The sequence below is a fragment of the Pseudoalteromonas rubra genome, assembly GCF_005887115.1.
In the GTDB taxonomy this organism is placed as follows: domain Bacteria; phylum Pseudomonadota; class Gammaproteobacteria; order Enterobacterales; family Alteromonadaceae; genus Pseudoalteromonas; species Pseudoalteromonas rubra_F.
In genome coordinates this window covers 1-340 of the sequence record NZ_PNCJ01000076.1, presented here as the reverse complement: position 1 = coordinate 340, position 340 = coordinate 1, and the positions used below count along the sequence as shown (strand labels likewise).

Annotated in this window: 1 protein-coding gene; it reads left to right on the top strand. The window is 59.1% G+C overall.

Features of this window, described 5'->3' with window-relative positions; translation table 11 throughout:
- Positions 1–340 (top strand): hypothetical protein (locus CWB98_RS23175; protein ID WP_138546950.1); only part of this gene is annotated, 340 nt, incomplete at both ends.

Genomic DNA, 340 nt, shown 5'->3' with positions numbered 1-340 from the left:
GGTGACGGCGGATAACTCAGGTAACTGGACGCTGAGCGGCAGTGAGCTGGATGTCAGTGGGCTGAACAATGGCACCCTGACGGTATCGGCAACCCAAGCGGATACGGCGGGCAATACCTCCACCGCAGCCACGCAAACCATTACGCTTGACAATGCGGCGCCTTCAGCGGTCACCATCACCACGCCGATTGAAACCGACGGACTCGTCAATGCGGCAGAGGATAACGATGTCTTAATTGCCGGCTCCGGTGCGGAAGCGGGCAACAGCGTGACCGTGACCATCACGGACAACAACAGCTCGGTAAGCCGGACAGTGACGGCGGATAACTCAGGTAACTGG